This window comes from Pseudonocardia sp. UM4_GMWB1 (assembly GCF_017312155.1).
Classification (GTDB): Bacteria; Actinomycetota; Actinomycetes; order Mycobacteriales; family Pseudonocardiaceae; genus Pseudonocardia; species Pseudonocardia alni.
Genome location: NZ_QJPN01000001.1, coordinates 1,532,678 through 1,551,338, shown reverse-complemented (window position 1 = coordinate 1,551,338; position 18,661 = coordinate 1,532,678). Strand labels below are relative to the sequence as shown.

Genomic DNA, 18,661 nt, shown 5'->3' with positions numbered 1-18,661 from the left:
CTTCCGCGCTGGAATGCGCCGCCCCGCTCGCCTAGCGTGCTCGGCGAACCCGCGCGATCCCTCCCACGACGCCGTGATCGGAGACTGTGACGATGGCCTCCCCCGGTCCGCAGACGGACTTCCTCCAACCCCCCACCGGCGCGCGGAAGATCCGCTCGATCGGGCCGGGCCTGCTCGCCGCGGCGACCGGCGTCGGCGCGGGCGACCTCGTCGCGACGATGGTGGCGGGGGCGTCGTTCGGGACGGTGCTGCTGTGGGCCGCCGTCGTCGGGACCCTGGTCAAGCTCGCGCTCGGCGAGGCCGTCGGACGCTGGCACCTCGGTTCCGGCGCGACCATGCTCGACGGCTGGCGTCGGCTGGGCTACTGGGCGACCGGCTTCTTCGGCGTCTACATCGTGGTGTGGGGCTTCGTCTACGGCGCCACCGCGATGTCGGCAGTCGGACTGCCGCTGAACGCGCTGTTCGGCGGGCTGCCGGTCGGCGGGTGGGCGGCGATCGCGGGCGTCGTCGGGCTGGTGCTGGTGTGGGTGCAGCGGTATCACGCATTCGAGAAGTTCATGACGGTGCTCGTGCTGATCAAGTTCGCGACGGTCGTGTTCGTCGCGATCCTCGTCGGCCCGGACCTGCCCGCGCTGGCGAACGGCCTCGTCCCCCGGCTGCCCGAGGGGTCCACGGTCTACGTGCTCGGCCTCATCGGCGGCGTCGGCGGGACGATCACCATGGCCGCCTACGGCTACTGGCTGTTCGCGAAGGGCTGGAAGGGCCCGAAGTGGCTGTCGATGATGCGGCTGGACAACGCGACCGGCTACATCATGACCGGCATCTTCGTGGTCTCGATGCTCGTCGTCGGGTCCACGATCCTGTTCGGGGAGAACCTCACCGAGTCCGACAGCGGGCTGCTCACTCTCGCCGACCGGCTCGGCGCCCTCTACGGCGAGCCGGTGCGGATCCTGTTCCTGGTCGGCTTCCTGTCGGTCACCTTCACCTCGCTGCTGGGCGTGTGGAACGGCGTGTCGCTGCTGTTCACCGACTGGGTGCGGGCGATCCGGCTGCCGCACGGGAAGAAGGCCGCGATCGGGCCGGACGTCGAGAACGCCGTCGTCGCCGGGGAGGAGCGCACCGCCGCCGGGGGCGCCGGGAGTACGGCCGTCGGGGGCACGGCCGCTGCCGGGGACGAGCGCGGCGACGGGCCCGGGCGGCCGGGCGCCTACGAGGCGGCACGCGCCGAGCGTTCGCTGCCCTTCCGCGGGTACCTGCTGTGGCTGACGTTCCCGCCGATGGCCCTGCTGCTGATCGGGCGGCCGTTCGCGCTGACCCTGGTCTACGGGGTGCTGGGCTCGTTCTTCATGCCGTTCCTGGCGGTGACGCTGCTCCTGCTGCTGAACACCTCGATGGTGGCCCGCGAGGCGCGATCGCGCTGGCTGTCCAACGCGGTCCTGGGGACCTCGTCGGTGCTGTTCGCGGTCCTGCTGGTCACCGACGTGTACTCGCGCCTGACCTGACCCGCCGCGGCGCCCGCAGCTTTCGTCCTCGTCGCACGAACGGGCCCCTCGTACGACAGGTTCGTACGAGGGGCCCGTTCGTGCGCCCGGGGGTCAGGTCACGTCGAGCGGGTCGCCGACGCGCAGGGTGCCGGTGCGCTCGACGCGGGCGTACAGGCCCGCGCAGGGCAGCACCCCGAAGCCGTCGACCTCGACGCGGTTGCGGTCGGCCGGACCGCGCAGGGCGTGCGGTGCGCGGGGCAGGGCGCCGTGCTCCAGCGTCGGCACGGAGCAGCGCGGGGTCGGCAGGGTCGGGACCAGTACGACCTCGCCGAGGGTGAGCCGGCGCCCGAGCCAGCCGTTCTCCACGAACGGCTCGGTACCCGGCGGCGTCGCGACGACGACGTTGGGCCGGTAGCGCAGCGCCTCGACGCCGAGCGCGTCCAGCGTCGCGGTGGTGATCAGATGCACCGGCGAGTGGTCGACGAACCGGCCACCGGGAGCGCCCTGGGCGATCTCGAGGGTCGGCGCGTCGACGTCCGCGTCCAGGCCGTGGGCCAGCACGTCCTCGGGGTCCGGCCGCTCGACGACGGCGCCGTCGGCCCGTTGCTGAGCGACGACCACGGGCCGGCCGAGCAGCTCGGCGAGCGGCCCGGCGGCCTGCCCGGCGTCGACGGTGCGGCCGTCGGGCAGCGTGACCCGCACGTCGTCGCCGACGCCCGCGGAGGCGCACGTCAACAGGCGTCGCCAGTGCCGGGGCTGCTTGGCCGTCGCGACCCGGCCGGTGTCCGGATCGGTCAGGGCGAGCGCCCGGTCGCCGACGACGCCGTGTGTGTCGAGCTCGAGGGCGGCGAGGTCCTCCCCCAGCATCGACTTCACGGGGTAGCGGTGCAGGGACAGGACCTCGCCGGCCATCAGAGCAGGCCCTGTGCGGTCAGCCAGTTCTTCGCCACGGTGTCGACCGACGGCTTGTCCGGCGCGGCGGCCGCCTCGTTCAGGCCGAGCAGCTCCTGCGTGGTCAGCTTCGCCGAGACCGCGTTCAGGATCTCGGTGACCTGCGGGGTCGCCTTCTCCTTGTTGATCAGCGGTACGACGTTCTGCGCGGCGAAGTTGTTCTGCGGGTCGGTGAGGACCACGAAGTCGTTCTCCGGGATCGCCGCGTCGGTGGTGAACAGGTCCGCGGCCTGCACGTCGCCGTTCTTCAGCGCTGCGACGGTCAGCGGGCCGCCGGCGTCGAGCGAGCGGTAGGACTTGAACGAGCAGTTGTAGGTCTTCTGGATGCCGGGGATGCCGTCGGGACGGGTCTGGAACTCCGGCGGGCCGCCGAACACGAGCTCACCGCAGCGCGACGCGATGTCGGCGATCGAGGTCGCGTTCAGCCGCTGCGCGGTCTCCCTCGTGACGACGACGGCGTCCTTGTCCTCGGCCTCGGCCCGGTTCAGCACGGTCAGCGTCGGGGCCGCGGTGTTCAGCGTGGACTGCAGTGCGGTGTAGACCTCGTCCGGCTCGGTCTGCGCGGCGTTCTTGTCCAGGTACTGCAGCAACGTGCCGCTGTAGTCCGGGATCAGGTCGATCGAGCCGTCCTTGAGCGCCGGCACGTAGGCCTCGCGGGACCCGATCGGCGGCCGGGTCTCGACCGTGACGCCCTTGGCCTGCAGCGCCTGGGCGAACACCGAGGACAGGATCTGGCTCTCGGTGAAGTTCGCGGCGCCGACGACGACGGTGTTCTGGTCGTCGCTGCCGGACTGGCCGCCCCCGGCGAGGGGGTCGGAGCCCCCGCCGCAGGCGGTCAGCGCGAACGCGGCGGTCACCGTCGCGGCGACGGCGGTCAGCAGACGGGTGCGTCTCATGGTGGGTGTCCTCTCGGGGACGTGCGGGGTGGGTCAGGCCGCTTCGCGGACGGGTTCGGGACGGGTGGGCACCGCGCGCAGCCGGCGCGGCGCGGTCCGGCCGGTGGCCTGCAGGCCGGGCGAGACGATCAGCTTCTGCAACCCGCCCAGGAGCAGGTCGGCGACGATCGCGAGCAGCGCGACCAGGATCGAGCCACCGATCATCATGCCGAAGTCGCGCTGGCCGAGGCCGTCGATGATGAACCGGCCGAGCCCGCCGAGCGAGACGTAGGCGGCGATGGTCGCGGTCGCGATGACCTGCAGGGTCGCGCTGCGCAGCCCGCCGATGATCAGCGGCAGCGCGTTGGGGAGCTCGACCTTCCACAGCACCTCGGGCCCGCGCATGCCCATCCCGGTGGCGGCGTCGACGACGGCCGGGTCGACGTTGCGGATGCCGGCGTAGGTGCCGGCGAGCACCGCGGGCACCGCCAGCACGATGAGGGTGATGATCGGGCCGACCAGCGACAGCCCGACCAGTGTGGTGATCAGCACCAGCAGGCCCAGGGTGGGCAGGGCGCGCAGCCCGTTCGCCAGGCCGACGACGAGGAAGCCGCCGCGGCCGGTGTGCCCGATCCAGGCGCCCAGGGGCACCGCGATCAGCACCGCGACCAGCAGGGTCAGGGCGGTATAGCCGAGGTGCTCGGCGAGCCGGGCGAGGATGCCGGTCGATCCCTCCCAGTTCCCGCCGTCGAACAGCCAGCCGAAGTAGGTCATGCCCCCGCCTTCCCGGTACGGGCCCGCTGCCAGGGGGTGAGCAGCCTGCCGCCGAGCAGCAGGGCCGAGTCGACGACGAGCGCGAGCAGCAGCACCAGCACGATGCCGGAGACGATCTGCGCGTCGTTGCTGCGGTTGAAGCCCTCGGTGAACAGCAGACCGAGCCCGCCGAAGCCGATCACCGCACCCACCGTGACCAGGCTGATCGTGGACACCGCGGCGACGCGCAGGCCGGCCACGATCACCGGCACGGCGAGCGGCAGCTCCACGCCGACGAAGCGCCGGACCGGGGTGTAGCCCATCGCGTTCGCCGCGTCGACGACGTGGCCCGGCACCGCGGACAGCGCGTCGGACACGGTCCGCACGAGCAACGCGACGGTGTAGACCGTCAGCGCGACGATCACGTTGACCGGATCGAGGATCTGGGTGCCGAGCAGCGGCGGCATGAACACGAACAGCGCCAGCGACGGGACCGTATAGAGCAGCCCGGCGGCGTTGGTCATGATCGTGCGCAGCGTCGCGTTGCGGTTGGCGACCCAGCCCAGCGGGATCGCGAACACCAGCCCGAGCAGCACCGGGATCAGGGCGTACACGACGTGCTCGGCGAGCGCGTCGAGCACGGAGTCGAGGTTGTCGAACACCCAGGTCACGGCGGCCTCAGGCGGCGTTGTGCGAGTCGCGGGCCGCGGGCAGCGCCTCGAGCACCGAGTCGGCGGTGACCGAGCCGGCGACCCGGCCGTCGGCGTCGACGGCGACGCCCTGACCGGACGGTGAGGACAGTGCCGCGTCCAGCGCGCCGCGCAGCGAGCCCGACTCGACGGCGTAGAGCGAACCGCCCGGGACGATGACCTCCTCGGTCACCCGGCCCTCACCGGCCTCGACCCAGCCCAGCGGCCGGGCGGAGCCGTCGACGACGACCGACCAGCCGTCGTCGGGGAGGGGGTCGCCGACCGAGAGCACCGGCAGCGACCCGATCGGGATGGTGTCCGAGGACAGGAAGCCCAGGCCCCGGTAGCCGCGGTCGCGGCCGACGAAGTTGTCGACGAAACCGTCGACCGGGCGGGACAGCAGCACGCCCGGCTCGTCGTACTGGGCGAGCTTGCCGCCGACCCGGAACACCGCGACCTTGTCGCCGAGCTTGATGGCCTCGTCGATGTCGTGGGTGACGAACACGATGGTCTTGCCGAGCTCGGACTGCAGCCGCAGCAGCTCCTCCTGCAGGCTCTCCCGGACGATCGGGTCCACCGCGGAGAACGGCTCGTCCATCAGCAGCACGGGCGGGTCAGCGGCGAGCGCGCGGGCCACGCCGACCCGCTGCTGCTGGCCGCCGGACAGCTGCGCCGGGTAGCGCCCGGCCATCGAGGTGTCGAGGCCGACGATCTCCATGAGCTCCATCGCCCGGTCCCGCGCGGCCTTCTTGCTGCTCCCGACGAGCATCGGCACGGTCGCGATGTTGTCGACGATCGTGCGGTGCGGGAACAGCCCGGCCTGCTGGATGACGTAGCCGATGCCCCGGCGCAGCTCGGCCGGATCGGCGGACAGCACGTCGCGCCCGTCGACGCGCAGCTCGCCGCCGGTCGGCTCGATCATCCTGTTGATCATGCGGAGGGAGGTCGTCTTGCCGCAGCCGGACGGGCCCACGAAGACCGTGATCCGCCCCTGCTCCGCGACGAGGTCGAGCTCGTCGACCGCGACCGTCCCGTCCGGGAAGCGCTTCGTGACGCCCCGGAACTCGATCATCGGCGGTTCCCCCTGCCGTCGCGCGGGACCCCTGCTCCCCGCTTGGTCGCAGCACACTAACCCGGTCGTGCGCGACGGGCGAGCGGTCGACCGCAGGTCACCGGCACCCCGTCGCGCTTGACCTGCAGTCCGGTTCAGCACCGACGCTGCGCACATGACCCTGACCACTGTTCTGGGCCCGCCCGGTGTCTCCACCGGACCCGCTCCCGCCGACGCCGCGGCCCTGGAGGACGCCGGTGCCCGCACCCTGTGGCTCGCCGGTGGCGCGATCGACCGGCCCGACCGGCTGACCGCGCTGCTCGACGGCACGCGGGTCGCCGTCGTCGTCGCGGGGATCGTGCCGACCGGCTTGTATCCGGCGTCGGCCGTCGCCGCACCCGGGCTGCCCGCGTCGGAGCGGCTGCCGGCGCCGAGCACCGGGCCGCGGGCGCCGACCACGTGGTGCTCAGCCCGGTCGGGGACCCGACGGCCGGCGCGGCGTTGCTGCACGCCCTGCGGTAGGAGTTCTGCCGTGCGGACGGTGCGGCGCGGCGCAACAGTGGGGCCATGCCGAAGGAGCCCACGCGTCTGCCGAAGCCCGAGCTGGACCTCGACCCGGACCACCCGCACGTCGCGGACTGGTTCCACTACGCCGACCTGCTCACCGACGCCGAGCGCGCCGACCTGCGCCGGGTGCGGGAGTTCCTGCGCGCCGAGGTCGCCCCCGTCGTGCTGGAGGCCTGGGACCGGGCCGAGTTCCCGATGCAGCTCGTGAAGGGCTTCGCGGGCCTCGATCTCGCGGGGGCCGGCTACGCCGACCCGCCGGCGTCGCGGCTGTTCCTGGGGTTCCTGCACGCGGAGATCTCCCGGGTGGACCCGTCGGTCAACAGCTTCTACGGCGTCCACACGGGTCTCGCGATGGGCTCGATCCACGCCGGCGGCACGCCCGAGCAGCGCGAGCGCTGGCTGCCCGCGATGTCCCGGATGGACTCGATCGGTGCGTTCGGGCTGACCGAGCCGCACGGCGGGTCCGACGTGGCCGGTGGCATGGAGACCACCGCCACCCGCGACGGCGACGAGTGGGTCCTCGACGGCGAGAAGCGCTGGATCGGCAACGCCACCTTCGCCGACCTGGTCATCGTCTGGGCCCGCGACACCGACCCGGACGCCGGCGGCGCGGTCCGCGGGTTCGTCGTGCCGTCACCGTCGGAGGGCATGACGATCACGAAGATCGAGGGCAAGCAGTCGCTGCGGATCGTGCAGAACGCCGACATCCTGCTCGACCGGGTCCGGGTGCCGGAGTCGCACCGGCTCTCCGGCGGCTCGGGCACCTTCCGCGACGCCGGCCTGGTCCTGCAGCGCACCCGGGCCAACGCCGCCTGGGGTGCGGTCGGGGTGCAGATGGCCGCCTACGAGCTGGCGCTGTCCTACGCCGCCCAGCGGGAGCAGTTCGGCCGCCCGATCGGCGGGTTCCAGCTGATGCAGGACCTGCTGGTGCGGATGCTCGGCAACGTGAGCGCCTCGCTGGGGATGGCGGTCCGCAACGCCCAGCTGCTCGACGAGGGCCGGGGCTCGGACGCGCACTCGTCGCTGGTGAAGGAGTTCTGCGCGACCCGGATGCGCGAGACCGTCGCGCTCGGGCGTCAGCTCGTCGGCGGCAACGGGGTGGTGCTGGAGAACCGGATCGCGAAGTACTTCGCCGACGCCGAGGCGATGTTCTCCTTCGAGGGCACCCGGGAGATGAACACCCTGATCGTCGGGAAGGCGATCACCGGGCAGAGCGCGTTCGTGCGGTGACGTCCGCGGTCGCGCCCGCGGTGGGCGGGCGCGACCGGCTCACCAGACGCCCGGGGTCCCGTCGGCCGGGGTCGCGCTCGTCGCCGGGGTGGGCAGGCCGCCGCCCCGCAGCACACGGTGCAGGTCGTCGGGGCGCAGCGAGCGGGCGAACAGCCAGCCCTGGAACGCGTCGACCCCGAGGCCCCGCAGGACGTGGAACTGCTCCGCGGTCTCGACGCCCTCGGCGACGGTCTTGCGGCCCATCGCGCGCGCGACCTCGACGACGGCGCGGGCGAGCGCGAAGTCGGCCGGGTCGGTGCCGACGCCGGTGACGAAGGCGCGGTCGACCTTGACCGTCTGCGCCGGGAGCTCCTTGAGCCGGGCCAGCGACGAGTAGCCGGTGCCGAAGTCGTCGACGGCGAAGCGGACGCCGCGGCGCACGAGCTCGCTCATCGCGTCCAGCGCGGGGCGCGGCAGCGCGACCAGGCTGGTCTCGACGAGCTCGAGCACCAGCTGGTTCCACGGCAGCCCGGCGCCCTCGACGATGGCGGTGACGTCGGCCAGGAACGACGGGTCGGCCGGCAGCAGCCCGGCCAGGTTCACCGCGACGCCGACGGCCTGCCCGGCACGGGGCCAGGTCGCGGCCTCGGTGGCCGCGGTGCGCAGCACCCACAGGTCCAGGTCGCGCTGCAGGCCGCCGCGCTGGGCGACGGGCAGGAACTCGCCGGGCGAGACCTCGCCGTGCACCGGGTGCGACCAGCGCAGCAGTGCCTCGGCGGACAGCACGGTGCCGTCCGGCGCGACGACCGGCTGGTACTCCAGGCGCAGCGCGTCGCCCTCGATCGCGGCGCGCAGCTCGGCCTCCAGCTCCAGCTGGCGGCGCGCCGGGGCGACGGCGCCCCGCTCGGCGACGGCGACCGTGCCGCGTCCGCGCTGCTTGGCCTCGCGCACCGCGACCTCGGCCGAGCGCAGCAGGTCGTCGCCGCGGGGGCCGCGGGCGTCGGCCTGCGGGCCGGCCACGGCGGCGTCCCGCCCGGCGACGCCGACCGAGGCGGTCAGCGTGATCGGCCTGCCGGCCACGGTGACGTCGCCGCGCAGCAACCCGGCGACGACGGCGGCGAGCGCCTGCGGTCCGCCGACCTCGTCGACGTCGGCGCAGACCACCGCGAACTCGTCGGCCGACAGCCGCCCGGCCGTGCAGTGGTACGGCAGCTCGCGCTGCAGCCGCCCGGCCAGCTCGACGAGCAGGGTGTCGCCGGCGTCGTGGCCGAGGCCGGTGTTGACGCGGGCGAAGTCGTCGACGTCGCCGCAGACCACGGCGACCCGGGCGGCGTCCGGCCCGGCCAGCAGCCGGTCGGCGAGCTCCAGCAGCCCGGCCCGGTTGGGCAGCCGGGTCAGCGGGTCGACGGTGTCGGCCTCGCGGAGCACGTCGGCGGCGCGGCGGCGCTCCCCCACGTCGGTGACGACGAGCAGCCAGAACGGGCGGCCGTCGTCGGAGGGCGCGGCGTTGACCACGACCTCGCAGTCGACCCGGGTCCCGTCGGCGCGCAGCAGCGGCAGCGACTCGATCCGGTAGGTCGGCTCGGGGTGCGACGGGTCACGCAGCCAGTCCGGCAGTCCGCCGCGCAGGTCGGACTGGGGCTCGGCGGACAGGCTGCGTGCCGGGACGCCGCGCAGGGTCTCCAGGTCGGCGTCGAGCAGCTGGCAGAGCGCCGGGTTGGCGTCGACGATCCGTCCGCGTCCGTCGAGCATCGCGACGCCGGTGGTGATGGTGGCGACGAGATCGGCGAACCGCTGCCCGGAGCGCTGCGCGCGGGACTCGGCCCGGCGCCGGTCAGACACGTCCTGCACGGTCCCGATCAGGCGCAGCGGGGCACCACCGGGGGTGCGGTCGATCCGGGTGCGGCACGACAGCACCGCGCCGCCCTGGGGGCGGATCTCGGAGCTGTGCGCGGTGGTGGGCTCCGGCGCTGCGTCCGGGCCGCGGCGCAGCATCCGGCAGACCCGCTCGACCTGCTCGCCCTCGATGGGCCCGTCGGGGCCGTCGGGGCGCACGCCGAGCGCGCGGTAGAGCTCGACGAGCCCCTCGCTGCGGGTCAGCGTTCCGGCCTGCAGGTCGAAGGTCCAGGTGCCGGAGCGGGTGGCGCGCTCGAGGTCGAGCGCGGGGGCCTCGTCCGACGGCGCGGGCGCGGCGTCGGGGAACGGGGTGAGCAGCACGACGGTGCGGTCACCCGGCTGGTTCCAGCGGACGACCTTGACCCGGGCCAGGCGGCGGTCGGCACGGACCAGACGGGCGTCGGAGTCCGGGCCGACGAGCAGCTGCGGGAGCCGCATGCCGGTCGGGTCGGCGGAGCCGGCGAGGCGGCGGAGTGCGGCGTTGGTGTGGACGACGACGCCCCCGGCGTCGCAGACCATCGCGGGCGAGGGCGGGAGCTGCACCGCGGAGTGGTCGGCACCGTCGGCACCCGCGGCCCCGGTCCCGGGGGCCCCCGGGCCGGGGGCCGCCTCGGCGACCGACGGGACCGGGCCGGCCGGACGCGGCGCACCGGGGAGGCGGCGGGCACTGCCGAACGGCGGCTCCCCGAAGCCCGCGCCGGAGATCTCGGCGTCCGGTGCGGCGGCGAGGTTCAGGGCCTCCGCCCGGTCGAGGAGCGGCTCGTCGTCGGGACCGGGCCGGGCGCGGCCCGCCGGGGTGCCGCCGGGACCGGCGAAGGCCCGGGCGAGGTCACCGGCGAGACCGGGGTCCCGGTCCCTGTCGCGGCGGACACCCGGTGCCTGCTCCGCGCGTCCACCGGCCGGGTCCCCGACCGATGCACCCGGACGGTGTCCCGCCCGCGATTCCTGCTCCGACACGCCCGCCTCCGTTCCGTTCGGCAGCTCCGTGGGGAACAACGAGCCACCGTGCCGGGCGATCCGGGCGGGTAGACCGATCGAGCCACCCGACACAGCGAGTGACGGGACCGTTCGGCCCAACGTCGTTGCTCTGCCCGTCACTCACGGGTGGTGACAGGTAGTCGCCGGAGGGTGAAGGGTGTGACGTGCTCGGCGAGCGGTGACAACCGATCCGACCGTGTGTGTCCGACCGCTCACAGCGCGCCGTGCCGTTCGGCGCAGACCCCGATTGCACACGTTTCGTAACCGGGGTTATGGACGGTCGTCAGTCTGCGGTCACGCCGGCGTCGCCCGCGGCGCGGGCCACCGCCGCGGCGACGGCCGGTGCCACCCGCGGGTCGAACGGGCCGGGCACGATCTTCTGCGGGGACAGCTCGTCGGCGACGACGTCGGCGATGGCGCGGGCCGCCGCGACCTTCATGTCGTCGGTGATGCGGCGGGCGTGCGCGTCCAGTGCGCCGCGGAAGATCCCCGGGAAGGCCAGCACGTTGTTGATCTGGTTCGGGAAGTCGCTGCGACCGGTCGCGACGATCGCGGCGTGCCGGGCCGCGACGTCCGGGTGCACCTCGGGGTCGGGGTTGGACAGCGCGAAGACCATGCACTCCGGGGCCATCGTGGCCAGCAGGTCCTCGGGCAGCGTGGCGCTGGAGAGCCCGACGAACACGTCCGCACCGGCCAGGGCCTCGGCGATCCCGCCGGTGACCCCGCGCGGGTTGGTGACGGCGGCCAGCGCCGCCTTCTCCCCACCGCGGCCGGCGTCGACGACCCCGCGCGAGTCGAGCAGCACGACGTCCGAGGCACCCGCGGTCAGCAGGATGCGTGCGCAGGCGATACCCGCCGCGCCGGCCCCGGAGATCACGATGCGCAGGTCCGACAGCGAGCGGCCCTGCACCCGGCAGGCGCCGTCGAGGGCGGCGAGCAGCACGACGGCGGTGCCGTGCTGGTCGTCGTGCATGACCGGGCAGTCGAGCGCCTCGACCAGGCGGCGCTCCAGCTCGAAGCAGCGCGGCGCGGCGACGTCCTCGAGGTTGACCGCGCCGAAGGTCGGGCGCAGCCGGACCAGGGTCTCCACGATCTCGTCGACGTCGGTGGTGTCGAGGACCAGCGGGATCGAGTCGAGCCCGGCGAAGGACTTGAACAGCGCCGACTTGCCCTCCATCACCGGCAGCGACGCGCGCGGCCCGATGTCGCCGAGGCCGAGCACCGCGGTGCCGTCGCTGACGACGGCGACCAGCCGGTGCGCCCAGGTGTAACGGGCGGCGAGCGAGGCGTCGTCGGCGATGGCGCGGCAGACGTCGGCGACACCGGGGGTGTAGGCGATCGACAGGTCGCGCTCGTCGGCCAGCGGCGCGGTCAGACCGGTCGCGAGCTTGCCGCCCTCGTGCGCGCCGAACACCTCGTGCCGGTCGGGGGCGGAACGGGTGGTCGGGTCCTGGGCGAGCGTCATGGGAAGACTCCACGGGTGGTGCGGTACGAGAGCGGCGCACGGACGCGCCTGCCGTTGCACCGGGCGTCGCGGGTTGACGTCGACCTGCTCGCGGTGCCGGACGGCCATCCCGCGCGCAGCGCCGGGATAGGGGCGCCGAGCCGGGACGAGCTGTCGGATCTGGCGGCGAGTCTAACCGGGTGGACGCCGGGAACCGGTCACCCGGCGCGTCCGGAGTGGCCACCCGCACACCGACGGGTGGACGGATCGCCGCACGCCCGTCCCGGGAGCCGTGGGCCCGGGTCAGCGCAGCGGCGCCGGGGTGAGGTCGGGCAGTGGGAGCGCGGGCAGCGACGGGCCGCCGGGCAGCTCGGTCAGCGGCAGCACACCCGGCGTGAACGGGACCCGGCCGGGGACGACCTTCAGGGCGCCGACCTCGCCGTAGCGCTCGGCGTAGGCCAGTGCCCGGGCGATGTCGGTGACCCCGTTGGTGTTGGTCGGCAGCATCAGGCTCGACAGCAGCCCGAACGCCCGGCCGCGCGCGTCGAGGTAGCCCGAGCCCGAGTCGCCCGGCACCCCCGGCGGCGTGGTGGAGACGACGTGCGTGCGCGGCCCCTCCGGCTGCCCGAGGCTCAGGCCCTGCTTGTACGGCGTCGCCACGAGCTGGTTGGGCTGGAAGCTGTAGACCTTCTCCCCCTGCTCGGTGCCGTCCGTGTCGAGCCCGGTCGGGCCGCCGAAGCCGGGGACCGTCGGGTCGGCGACGGCGACGGCCGCCGGGCTCAGCTGGATCAGCGAGAGGTCGTTGTAGAGGCACAGCTGCGGGTCGGTCTCGCCGCGGTCCTGCATGACCGCCCAGGAGTTGTAGGCGACCCGTCCGGTGTAGTTCTTCCCGTCGCGGCCGCGGATGCCGACCTCGATGCCCTCCGGCATGACCGGCTCACTGCAGCCGTCGACCGAGGACATCGCGTCCTCGCCCGCCATGCAGTGCGCGGCCGCGCCCAGGTAGAGCACCCCGGCCGGGGCGGCCTGGTGCTCGGCCCCGCGGCCGCCGGGCTCGTCGCGGTTCCCGTCCTGCCCGGCGGCCGGGGTGTAGAGGAAGTTGGCGGTGCACAGCTCGGCGCCGCCGGTGACCGGGGTGGCGATCTGCACGCCCGGGCCGATCGCCCCGGCCTGCACCGCCGGGGCGGCCGTCGCGGTGCCCGCGGCGACGGGCGCGGTGAGCGCGGCGGTGATCGCGAGGCCGGCCGCGGCGGCGATCCCGGCGATGCGCCGCCGCGCGGGGCGGCGGGAGAACTGCGGCGACATGACGCTCCTCGGCTCGTGGTCCGCCACGGATCCCATCCGATCCGGCCACCCTGCGGGTACGGCGCGCCCGGCGGACTGCCCGGTCGGGTCCGGATCCGACCCGACCGGGTGACCTGATCACCACGAGCGTCCCGCAGCGTCCGCGACTAGCGTCGCCGCCCGTGAGCACCGACGCCGATCCGGACGGACGGATCCTCCTGCTGCGCCACGGCGAGACCGAGTGGTCGCGCACCGGGAAGCACACCGGCCGCACCGACGTCCCGCTGACCGACGAGGGCCGGGCCGCCGCCCGCCGGGTGCGCGACGCACTGGCCCTGGTCCGCCACGACGCCCCGCCCGCCCGGGTGCTCTGTTCCCCGCGCACGCGCGCGAGGGACACCGCCGAGCTGGCCGGGCTGCGCGTGGACGCGGTCGACGACCGGCTCGTCGAATGGGACTACGGCGACAACGAGGGCTGGACCACGCCGCAGATCCGCGAGTCCCAGCCGGGCTGGACGATCTGGGACGGGCCGTGGCCCGGCGGCGAGACCCCCGGCGACGTCGCCGCGCGCGCCGACGCCGTGCTCGCCGACGCGCGTGCCCTGCTCGGCGGCGGCGACGTCGTGCTCGTGGGACACGGCCACTTCTCCCGGGTGCTGACGGCGCGCTGGATCGGGCTGCCCGCGAGTGGCGGTGTGCACTTCCGCATGGACCCGGCCGGGGTCAGCGTGCTGGGGTTCGAGCGCGGGGTCCCCCGCCTCGACCACGTCAACCAGCGCCCCACCCCCGCGGAGGACCAGTGAGCGTCCGTACGGCCACCCCCGACGACGTGCCGGTCGTGGTCCGGCTCGTGCACGAGCTGGCCGACTACGAGAAGGCCGCGCACGAGTGCGGGCTGACCGAGGACCAGCTGCACGCCGCACTGTTCGGCCCGGACCCCTCGGCCGGGGCCTTCGTGGCCACCGGCGACGACGGCGCGGTCGTCGGCACGGCCATCTGGTTCCGGACCTTCTCCACCTGGGAGGGCGTCGCCGGGATCCACCTGGAGGACCTCTACGTCACCCCCGGCGCCCGCGGCGGCGGGCACGGCGCGGCCCTGCTCGCGGAGCTGGCCGCCGAGGTGGCCCGCCGCGGCTGGAAGCGCCTGGAGTGGAACGTGCTGGACTGGAACACCCCGGCCATCGGCTTCTACCGCTCCGTCGGCGCGGTGCCGAACGAGGGGTGGACCACCTACCGGCTCACCGGCGACCCGCTCGTCGCGCTGGCCGGGCGGAACGGCGGGGCGGCGGCCCGCTAGTCCTCGGGGTACTCGTCGCCCATCGACCAGCGCCGGGCCTGCTCGCTGATCAGCATCAGGAACGTGAACAGCACGAACAGTCCGCAGACGATGCCCCACACCAGCTGACGGCTGGGGCCCAGCGCGTAGTAGATGGCCGGGAACAGCAGCAGCTGCACGACGATCGCCGGGGTGCGGCAGCCGTGCACCCCGCGGACCAACCCGTAGCCGACACCGGCCACGGCGGCCGCCAGGAGCACGAAGATCCCGGCCTCGGCGAGCCCGTAGTAGAGGCGGGCGCCACCGGCCTCCAGCGCGCGTACGCCCAGCACGACCGCGAGGACGGCGCCGACGAGCCCTTCGGCCGCGACGAGCACCCCCGCCACCCGCACGTTCTCCGGCGGTCGCTCCCGCGTCACGGGGCGGTCGTCGCGGTCATCGGCCACCCACCGAGGATAGGCCGCCCGCCGCGGCGGCCACCGCCGGGCGGCCGACGGACCGGCCGGTGCGCGGTCGATACAGTCGCCCCGTGCGCGCGCTGCTCGTGGTCAACCCTCAGGCCACGTCCACCACCGCCGCCGGCCGGGACGTGCTGACCAAGGCCCTGGCCAGCGAGCTGAAGCTCGACGTCCTGCAGACCCGCTACCGGGGCCACGCGGCGGAGGCGACCGCGGCGGCCGTGGCGGACGGCGTCGAGCTCGTCGTCGCGCTCGGGGGCGACGGGACGGTCAACGAGGTCGTCAACGGGCTGCTGGCCGCGCAGACCGGCTCGGGCAGCGGTGCCCCGCGGCCGGACCCGGACGCCACCGCGATGCTCGCGGTGGTCCCCGGCGGCTCGGCGAACGTGTTCGCCCGCGCCCTGGACATGCCGCGCGACCCGGTCGAGGCGACCGGGCACGTGCTCACCGCGCTGGCCCACCGGCGGCGACGGCTGGTCGGTCTCGGCTGGGCCGACGACCGCTGGTTCACCTTCAACGCCGGCATGGGCTGGGACGCCGAGGTGGTGGCCGCGGTCGAGCGCGCCCGCGCGCAGGGACACGAGGCCAGCCCCGGCCGCTACGCGCTGACCGCGATCGCCCAGTACCTCGCGCAGCTGCGCCGTCCCCCGTCGATGACGGTGGAGCTCCCCGACGCGGCACCGCTGACCGGGGTGCGGCTGGCGTTCGTCTCCAACACCGACCCGTGGACCTTCCTGTCCGGCCGCGCGGTGCGGACCAACCCCCGCTCGTCGTTCGGCAGCGGGCTGGGGCTGTTCGCGCTCACCGGGCTGAGCCCGCGGACGATCGCCTCGACCCTGCGCCAGATCCTGGCCGCCGACGGCGACCCGCACGGGCGGCACATCGTCCGGCACGACGCCGTCGGCCGGGTGCGGATCACGTCGGAACAGCCTCTCGCTCTCCAGCTCGACGGCGACCACCTCGGAATGCGCACCGACGTGGAATTCCTCAGCGTGCCCGGAGCGTTACGCGTCGTCGTGTGAGACGGACGGTTCGTCGCGCATCGTGCGGGCGCTCTCACACGCCGGAGTGAGCAACCGCGCCATTCACCGATGTGAGCGGACCGTCGGTCCCGTTGGGGCTTACACCAGGCCAAACCCGTGATCCAAGGTGGTCCCTACGCAAGCGAGGCCACGAGCAACGCCGCTCGTGGAGGTTCCGTCCCACCGGGCCGGACCCCTCACTCAGAGGGTGTCCGGGTCGACATCGTTTTCGGGTGGCCGATTCCGGCTGGGACAGGGACACTGGATCGTGGAACCGGCCCAGGGCGGCTCGAAGTCCCGGGTACTGGTCTGTCTGCGTGCGTTCCCTATGAGGGCGCTCACGCATCCCGCGAGCAGTTTCCCATTGAGGACCGCGGTGGCTCGTGAAAGTATTCACAAGCTGCGAAACACGCACGTAACACCAAGCGCACAGACGATCGGCGCGACCCCGATCGCGCATCAGAGGAGAAAGTGATCATGGACTGGCGTCACGACGCGATCTGCCGCGACGAGGACCCGGAGCTGTTCTTCCCGGTCGGCACCAGCGGCCCTGCCCTGATGCAGATCGCGGAGGCCAAGAGCGTGTGCCGGCGTTGCCCGGTCACCGAGTCGTGCCTGCAGTGGGCTCTCGAGTCCGGCCAGGACGCCGGTGTCTGGGGCGGCATGAGCGAGGACGAGCGGCGCGCCCTGAAGCGGCGCAGCACCCGTCCGCGCGCTCGCACCGCGTAGGCAGCCCCGCCCGGGTACTCGCCCGGAATGCGGCAGGAACAGCTGTCCCGGACAGCAGCTCCGAACAGTAGAAGAAGTAGCTCCCCGACCTCGGGCCCGTAGCCGGACGCCACCGGCCACGGGCCCGAGGTGCGTTCGGGGTGATCTGCCACCCCGGTGTGAGGGTCGACCACGGTGCCGGCGCGACCACGGCACCGGGATCAACGGTCACGGCACGAGCGTATCCGGTGCCCTCCGGGCCCCCGTCCACGCCCCGGGTCACCGGGAGTGACCGGGATCGGTCACCCGCCGCACCGCAGCGACCGCCCGGGGACGACGAGCATGTCCCCGGTTGCCTCTGGCCGCCGTCGTCCGCGCCGTCCCTGGGCCCTCTCCGAGCCGTCCTGCGCGGCTCCGCCGGCCTGCCCCCAGGGGAACTTTCGGGGCGCTCTACGCCACGAGAGTTCCCCTGGGAGCACGCCCGAAGGGCGGTGGGGCGTTCAGGAGCCGCCGAGTGGTACCCGGACCACCGCCACCGTGCCGCCGCCCTCCCGGGCCCGCACCTCGATCGTCGCCTCCAGCTCGGAGGTCAGCAGTGTCCGCACGATCTGCAGACCCAGCCCCTTGGACCTCTCGAAGTCGAAGTCGACCGGCATGCCGTGGCCGTCGTCGGCCACCGACACCTCCAGGCGGCTCGCCGAGCGCACCGGGCTGACGACCACCTCCCCCGCCGTGCCGGGGTCGTAGGCGTGCGCCAGCGCGTTGTGGGTCAGCTCGGCCAGGACCAGCACCAGCGGGGTGGCCTTCGCCGCGGGCAGCGCCCCGAACCCGGAATCGACGCGCACCCGGGCGCGGGACTCGGTCGTCGCGCCGTCGCGGATGGCGGGCAGCACCTTCGGCAGCAGCTCGTCGAGCTCGACAACCTCGGCGACGGAGTAGGCCAGCGCCTCGTGCACCAGCGCGATCGAGGTGACCCGGCGGACCGACTCCTCCAGCGCCCGGCCCGCCTCCGGGTTCTCGCTGCGCCGAGCCTGCATCCGCAGCAGCGCCGCGACCGTCTGCAGGTTGTTCTTCACCCGGTGGTGGATCTCCCGGATGGTGGCGTCCTTGCTCATCAGCGCCGCGTCCCGGCGACGCAGGTCGGTCACGTCGCGGACGAGCACCAGCGCGCCCGCCGCGTCACCGCGGGGCCGCAGCGGCAGCGCGCGCACGAGCATCGTCGCCCGGCGGCCCTTGACCTCCATCCGGGTGGACGGGGCGCCGTCGAGGGCCTCGTTGATCCGGCCGGCGACGTCCTTCGCGTCGAACGGGTCCAGCACGAGCGCCTTGGTGACGGTCGCGAGGTCGGCGCCGGCGACGTCGCTGGCGTGGCCCATGCGGTGGTACGCCGACAGCGCGTTCGGGCTGGCGTAGGCCACGTTGCCGTGCACGTCGAGGCGGACCAGGCCGTCCCCGGCGCGCGGGCTGCCCTCGGCCGAGCCGGGCGGACCGGACTGCGGCGGGAACGTCCCGTCGACGATCATCTGGCACAGGTCCGATGCGCTGCCGAGGTAGGCGATCTCCAGCGGGCTCGGGACGCGCGGGGTGGACAGGTTGGTGTCCCGGGACAGCACCGCCACCGTGCGGCCCTTGAAGCGCACCGGGATGGTCTCCCGGCGCACCGGCACCTCCAGGTGCCAGCGGGGGTCGTCGTCGCGGCAGATCCGGCCCTCCAGCACCGCCCGGCGCAGCTGGCCGACCTCCACCGGCACCGCCCGGCGGCCGACGACGTCGTCCGGGTGGGCGGTCGGTGCGGTGGTCGGCCGGGCCTGGGCGACGCACAGGAACTGCGCGGTCGCCGCCCGGGAGGCACCGCCCGTCCCCGCGTGGAGGTCGTCCAGCGGCACCCACAGCAGGAAGTCGGCGAAGGACATGTCGGCCAACAACTGCCACTCACCGACCACGCGCTGGAGGTGATCGGCGGTCTCGCCGTCCATCGTCGTGTGCTCGGCGAGCAGCTCGCTCAGCGTGGTCACG

16 protein-coding genes are annotated in these 18,661 nt (G+C 74.2%); 6 read left to right on the top strand and 10 right to left on the bottom strand.

What is annotated here, in order from left to right; genetic code table 11:
- Nucleotides 1-92 precede the first annotated feature (92 nt).
- Nucleotides 93-1,502, top strand: a complete 1,410-nt coding sequence (locus DMP15_RS07585; protein WP_301548997.1) for an Nramp family divalent metal transporter — start codon at nt 93-95, stop codon at nt 1,500-1,502.
- Nucleotides 1,503-1,595: 93 nt separating this feature from the next.
- On the opposite strand, the gene DMP15_RS07580 is transcribed toward DMP15_RS07585, so the two are convergent.
- The 5 genes from DMP15_RS07580 to DMP15_RS07560 are packed head-to-tail and all read right to left on the bottom strand — an operon-like array spanning nt 1,596 to nt 5,824.
- Nucleotides 1,596-2,396, bottom strand: a complete 801-nt coding sequence (locus DMP15_RS07580; protein WP_100878636.1) for an MOSC domain-containing protein — start codon at nt 2,394-2,396, stop codon at nt 1,596-1,598.
- On the bottom strand, nt 2,396-3,331 hold the full coding sequence (locus DMP15_RS07575) for an ABC transporter substrate-binding protein (RefSeq protein ID WP_073578559.1): 936 nt from the start codon (nt 3,329-3,331) through the stop codon (nt 2,396-2,398). Before DMP15_RS07575 ends, DMP15_RS07580 begins: the two co-directional genes overlap by 1 nt.
- A gap of 33 nt (nt 3,332-3,364) precedes the next feature.
- Nucleotides 3,365-4,084, bottom strand: coding sequence for an ABC transporter permease (locus tag DMP15_RS07570; protein ID WP_100878637.1), 720 nt, complete (start codon nt 4,082-4,084; stop codon nt 3,365-3,367).
- Nucleotides 4,081-4,734, bottom strand: coding sequence for an ABC transporter permease (locus tag DMP15_RS07565; protein WP_073578561.1), 654 nt, complete (start codon nt 4,732-4,734; stop codon nt 4,081-4,083). The genes DMP15_RS07570 and DMP15_RS07565 overlap by 4 nt, the downstream gene beginning before the upstream one ends.
- Nucleotides 4,735-4,741: 7 nt before the next feature.
- Nucleotides 4,742-5,824 (bottom strand): ABC transporter ATP-binding protein, encoded by a 1,083-nt coding sequence (locus DMP15_RS07560; protein WP_073578562.1) that lies wholly within the window; start codon nt 5,822-5,824, stop codon nt 4,742-4,744.
- Nucleotides 5,825-6,370: 546 nt separating this feature from the next.
- Between DMP15_RS07560 and DMP15_RS07555 the strand changes: the two genes are divergently transcribed.
- Nucleotides 6,371-7,600 carry an acyl-CoA dehydrogenase family protein gene (locus DMP15_RS07555; RefSeq protein WP_073578563.1) on the top strand — a complete coding sequence of 410 codons (1,230 nt, stop codon included), beginning with the start codon at nt 6,371-6,373 and terminating at the stop codon, nt 7,598-7,600.
- 39 nt (nt 7,601-7,639) lie between these two features.
- Here DMP15_RS07555 and DMP15_RS07550 read toward each other — a convergent pair whose 3' ends face one another.
- From DMP15_RS07550 to DMP15_RS07540, 3 genes are all read right to left on the bottom strand, one after another.
- Nucleotides 7,640-10,432 carry a putative bifunctional diguanylate cyclase/phosphodiesterase gene (locus DMP15_RS07550; protein WP_337825577.1) on the bottom strand — a complete coding sequence of 931 codons (2,793 nt, stop codon included), beginning with the start codon at nt 10,430-10,432 and terminating at the stop codon, nt 7,640-7,642.
- A gap of 304 nt (nt 10,433-10,736) precedes the next feature.
- Nucleotides 10,737-11,918 (bottom strand): NAD(P)-dependent malic enzyme, encoded by a 1,182-nt coding sequence (locus tag DMP15_RS07545; RefSeq protein ID WP_073578564.1) that lies wholly within the window; start codon nt 11,916-11,918, stop codon nt 10,737-10,739.
- 282 nt (nt 11,919-12,200) lie between these two features.
- Nucleotides 12,201-13,202 carry a serine protease gene (locus tag DMP15_RS07540; RefSeq protein ID WP_337825576.1) on the bottom strand — a complete coding sequence of 334 codons (1,002 nt, stop codon included), beginning with the start codon at nt 13,200-13,202 and terminating at the stop codon, nt 12,201-12,203.
- Nucleotides 13,203-13,363: 161 nt separating this feature from the next.
- On the opposite strand from DMP15_RS07540, the gene DMP15_RS07535 reads away from it, so the two are divergent.
- Together DMP15_RS07535 and DMP15_RS07530 are read left to right on the top strand one after the other, a co-directional pair.
- On the top strand, nt 13,364-13,984 hold the full coding sequence (locus tag DMP15_RS07535; protein ID WP_073578566.1) for a histidine phosphatase family protein: 621 nt from the start codon (nt 13,364-13,366) through the stop codon (nt 13,982-13,984).
- Complete coding sequence (locus DMP15_RS07530) at nt 13,981-14,478, top strand: GNAT family N-acetyltransferase (RefSeq protein ID WP_337825575.1); 498 nt, start codon at nt 13,981-13,983, stop codon at nt 14,476-14,478. Before DMP15_RS07535 ends, DMP15_RS07530 begins: the two co-directional genes overlap by 4 nt.
- Here the strand turns inward: DMP15_RS07530 and DMP15_RS07525 are convergent.
- Nucleotides 14,475-14,903, bottom strand: a complete 429-nt coding sequence (locus tag DMP15_RS07525; RefSeq protein WP_083658762.1) for a hypothetical protein — start codon at nt 14,901-14,903, stop codon at nt 14,475-14,477. The genes DMP15_RS07530 and DMP15_RS07525 overlap by 4 nt on opposite strands.
- Before the next feature lie 83 nt (nt 14,904-14,986).
- Between DMP15_RS07525 and DMP15_RS07520 the strand changes: the two genes are divergently transcribed.
- Together DMP15_RS07520 and DMP15_RS07515 are read left to right on the top strand one after the other, a co-directional pair.
- The gene (locus DMP15_RS07520; RefSeq protein ID WP_062397493.1) at nt 14,987-15,937 is read left to right on the top strand and encodes a diacylglycerol/lipid kinase family protein; all 951 of its coding nucleotides are present in this window, start codon (nt 14,987-14,989) and stop codon (nt 15,935-15,937) included.
- 477 nt (nt 15,938-16,414) lie between these two features.
- On the top strand, nt 16,415-16,666 hold the full coding sequence (locus DMP15_RS07515) for a WhiB family transcriptional regulator (protein ID WP_043277332.1): 252 nt from the start codon (nt 16,415-16,417) through the stop codon (nt 16,664-16,666).
- Nucleotides 16,667-17,145: 479 nt separating this feature from the next.
- Here the strand turns inward: DMP15_RS07515 and DMP15_RS07510 are convergent, their stop codons facing one another.
- Entirely contained in the window at nt 17,146-18,660 is a 1,515-nt protein-coding gene (locus DMP15_RS07510) for a sensor histidine kinase (RefSeq protein WP_073576822.1), read from the bottom strand.
- Nucleotide 18,661 lies beyond the last annotated feature (1 nt).

Excerpts from the sequence above, each read along its gene's own strand:
- DMP15_RS07585 (WP_301548997.1), top strand. The coding sequence starts at position 93 with ATGGCCTCCCCCGGTCCGCAGACGGACTTCCTCCAACCCCCCACCGGC.
- DMP15_RS07580 (WP_100878636.1), bottom strand. The coding sequence starts at position 2,396 with ATGGCCGGCGAGGTCCTGTCCCTGCACCGCTACCCCGTGAAGTCGATG.
- DMP15_RS07575 (WP_073578559.1), bottom strand. The coding sequence starts at position 3,331 with ATGAGACGCACCCGTCTGCTGACCGCCGTCGCCGCGACGGTGACCGCC.
- DMP15_RS07570 (WP_100878637.1), bottom strand. The coding sequence starts at position 4,084 with ATGACCTACTTCGGCTGGCTGTTCGACGGCGGGAACTGGGAGGGATCG.
- DMP15_RS07560 (WP_073578562.1), bottom strand. The coding sequence starts at position 5,824 with ATGATCGAGTTCCGGGGCGTCACGAAGCGCTTCCCGGACGGGACGGTC.
- DMP15_RS07555 (WP_073578563.1), top strand. The coding sequence starts at position 6,371 with ATGCCGAAGGAGCCCACGCGTCTGCCGAAGCCCGAGCTGGACCTCGAC.
- DMP15_RS07545 (WP_073578564.1), bottom strand. The coding sequence starts at position 11,918 with ATGACGCTCGCCCAGGACCCGACCACCCGTTCCGCCCCCGACCGGCAC.
- DMP15_RS07540 (WP_337825576.1), bottom strand. The coding sequence starts at position 13,202 with ATGTCGCCGCAGTTCTCCCGCCGCCCCGCGCGGCGGCGCATCGCCGGG.
- DMP15_RS07515 (WP_043277332.1), top strand. The coding sequence starts at position 16,415 with ATGGACTGGCGTCACGACGCGATCTGCCGCGACGAGGACCCGGAGCTG.